2 protein-coding genes and 1 pseudogene are annotated in these 3,070 nt (G+C 68.0%); 1 reads left to right on the top strand and 2 read right to left on the bottom strand.

Going from position 1 to position 3,070, the window contains the following annotated elements; translation table 11 throughout:
• Positions 1-23 precede the first annotated feature (23 nt).
• Positions 24-1,634: a tryptophan halogenase family protein gene (locus tag ACXJKR_RS28495; protein ID WP_457325699.1), complete on the top strand. Its 1,611-nt coding sequence runs from the start codon at positions 24-26 to the stop codon at positions 1,632-1,634.
• 148 nt (positions 1,635-1,782) lie between these two features.
• Here ACXJKR_RS28495 and ACXJKR_RS28490 read toward each other — a convergent pair whose 3' ends face one another.
• Positions 1,783-2,799, bottom strand: coding sequence for a cupin-like domain-containing protein (locus ACXJKR_RS28490; RefSeq protein ID WP_457325697.1), 1,017 nt, complete (start codon positions 2,797-2,799; stop codon positions 1,783-1,785).
• 20 nt (positions 2,800-2,819) lie between these two features.
• A pseudogene (locus ACXJKR_RS28485) lies at positions 2,820-3,070 on the bottom strand (cupin-like domain-containing protein); the annotation flags it as partial.

The raw sequence follows: 3,070 nt of genomic DNA, 5'->3' as shown, positions 1-3,070 counted from the left end.
CCCCTTTTTCGATGCGAACTCCCATGAGTGACACCGCCACCCTCATCGACCAGTACATCGCCGCCCGCCCGCTGGGCGGCAGCACCGATGCGCCGCCGCCGGTCAAGCACATCTGCATCGTCGGCGGCGGCTCGGCGGGCTGGATGACGGCGCTGATGCTGGCCACCACGGCCTATGGCCCGCGGCTGAAGATCACCGTGCTGGAGAGCCCCCAGGTCGGCATCATCGGCGTGGGCGAGGGCTCGACGCCCTGGCTGCGCCGGTTCTTCGAGATCCTGGGCATCGAGGAGTCGGAGTGGATGCCGGCCTGCAACGCCACCTACAAGAGCGGCATCACCTTCGATGGCTGGTCGACCAAGCCCGGCTTCGAGCGCTACTTCCATCCCTTCGTGTCGATGCTGGACAACATGACCATGCATCCCTTCGTCGACAACGTGCACGCGCGGCTCGACGGCGCCGACGTGTACGCCCACCCGGACCGCTTCTTCACGTCTGCGGCGCTGGCGCGCCAGGCCCGCGGCCCGCGCGCGCTGCCCAACTTCCCGTTTGACGTCTGGTACGGCTATCACTTTGACGCCACGCTGCTCGGTCAATTCCTCGGCCTCAAGGCGGTGGAGCGCGGTGTGACGCACCTACGGCGCCACGTCACTCAGGTGCTGCTCAACGAGCGCGGCGACATCGACCGGCTGCAGCTCGATGACGGCGAGGCCCTGGCCGCCGACTTCTTCGTGGACTGCAGCGGCTTTGCATCGCTGATGATTGGCAAGGCCCTGCAGACGCCCTTCATCGGCTTCGGGGAGAACCTCTTCAACGACGCGGCCGTGGCGATGCCGACGCCGCTTGAAGGCCCCATCGAGTCGCAGACCGTGTCCACCGCGCTGCGCCACGGCTGGGCGTGGAAGATTCCGCTCACCCAGCGCCGGGGCAACGGCTATGTCTACAGCAGCGCGCACTGCTCGGCAGACGAAGCCGAGACCGAGCTGCGCCAGCACCTGGGCCTGTTGGATGCCGACATCCCCGCCCGCCACCTCAAGATGCGTGTGGGCCGCATGTCCAAGGTCTGGAATCGCAACTGCGTGGCCATCGGCCTGTCGCAAGGCTTCATCGAGCCGCTGGAAGCCACGGCCCTGCTGTTCGTGCAGGTCACGGCGTCCATGCTGGTGGAAGTGCTGGAGAAGGGCGACCTCGGCGCCGCCTCGCAGGACGCGTTCAACGCCGCCATGCACAAGCGCTTCGAGAACACGCGCGACTACATCGTCGCGCACTACAAGACCAACTCGCGCACCGACACCGACTACTGGCGCGAGAACGCCGAGAACATGCACCTGTCGGACTCGCTGCAAGGCGTGCTGATGACGTGGATGTCGCGCAAGCCTCTGGTCGCTGCCCTCAAGACGGGCCGCTTCGGCGGCGGCTACCCGGCCGTGTCCTGGTACGCGCTGCTGGCCGGCATGGGCATCTTTCCGGATGCGCAGGACCTGCAGCCGCCGACGGAGCACCAGGCGCGCCACCGGCTGGAAGCGGTGGACGACTTCATCCAGCGCAGCGTGACGAACTTCCCGGACCACCGCGAGCTGCTGGCCAACATCCCGCCGGGTGTCGGCGACAAGGCGCTGCAGATCTATACCTGGTAGCAAGGGAGGCGCTGAACAGACCCTCGCGCRCGGCGCATCCCTGCTTTGGGCGGCCTGCGGCGTTGCAAATGCTCGCCATAGTCAAGCTATGGCTGCGCTTTGCGCCTTGCAGCCCATCCCAAACCAGGGCGCGCCGCATCGCGGAGGCCTATTCAGCGCCTCCCCGCAACCGGTCGAGGATGTCCTTGCGCACGACGGCATCGGCCGCCGCGTCGATGTCGCCGAACAGATGGCGCTGGCCTGCGGGGATATGCGCCAGCCCCTCGCCCCGCGCGCCGAACACATAGTGCGCGAACAAGGCGCGCCAGCCTTCACGTTCACCGTCGGGCAGATGCCGCAGCGCCAGCATGGCCAGCCGCATAGCCGCCAGGTGCAGGTCATCCGGGCGCTGCGGCGCGGCCAGCGGCCGCCACCAATAGTTCATCAGGATGTTCAGATGCGGCGCCAGCGACTCGACCTGGTGGAACCACAACGGCGGCATGTAGATCGCGTCACCCGGCTCCAACTCGGCCACCACGGCGTGCGTCAGGGCTTCGTCTAACAACGGGAACTGCGCCGGGTCGGCGCGGTGCAGATCAGGCACGACTGACATCGGCGCCGGCGTGGGCGCGTAGTCGGGTGGGCCCAGGTAGAGCAGCGGTGCGCAGGCCGGCGGCAGAAGCGTGAAACGGCGGCGGCCGGCTGCCACGCAGGCGATGTTGTGGGAATCGTCGAAGTGCGCGGGCACCGTCGCACGGTTGCCGATCCAGATGCGCGGCGGCACGGCGGCATCCAGCAGCGGCAAAACATTGGCCAGCTCCAGGCCCGGCAAGGCCTCCGACACCAGCGCACTCTGCGCGGCGAGGCTGGGCGGGTCGGGGAAKTGGCTGTAGCGCCAGAGCTGCTCGAACAAGGCGGCATAGGGCCGCTTGTCGCGCATGAAGTTGAAGCCGTCCAGGTCGGGCTTGTAGCTGAAGGCCCGCGTGGGTTCGGGCTTGGCCAGCACGGCGTCCACGGGCTTGCCGCCGTCGAAGCCCATCAGGTATTGCAGGCAGGGATCCAGGCCCGCGCGCCCTTGCGCGACCAACGGCCAGTGCCTCACCGCGCCGCGCATCACGACCGGCTCGTAGGCGGGCACCACCTCGCGCTCGAAGCGCTCGCGCGTGATGCCATCAACTTCCTTCATTGGCCGCATGGCATCCGTCCTCAGCGTCGCCGCGTCAGCGCGCCATGCCAAGCCTGGGGGATGTGCCCCGCCGGCTCCTGCTCGCGCTGCACCACATAGTGCTCGAACAGGGCCGCCCAGGCGTCGCGCTGCGCCGCGGGCAGCGCGTTCAACACCTGGATGGCCTGCAACAGCGCGTGCGCTGGCGCAGGCAAGTCCTTGGCACCGGCCACGGGCCACCAGTAGTTGATCAACAGGTTGACCTTCTCCAACGCCTCGACCTGGTGATACC

Source organism: Roseateles sp. P5_E11, assembly GCF_054049355.1.
This window is presented reverse-complemented; position numbering and strand designations above follow the sequence as displayed.

Coding starts and splice junctions, on each gene's coding strand:
- ACXJKR_RS28495 (WP_457325699.1), top strand. CDS start 24: ATGAGTGACACCGCCACCCTCATCGACCAGTACATCGCCGCCCGCCCG.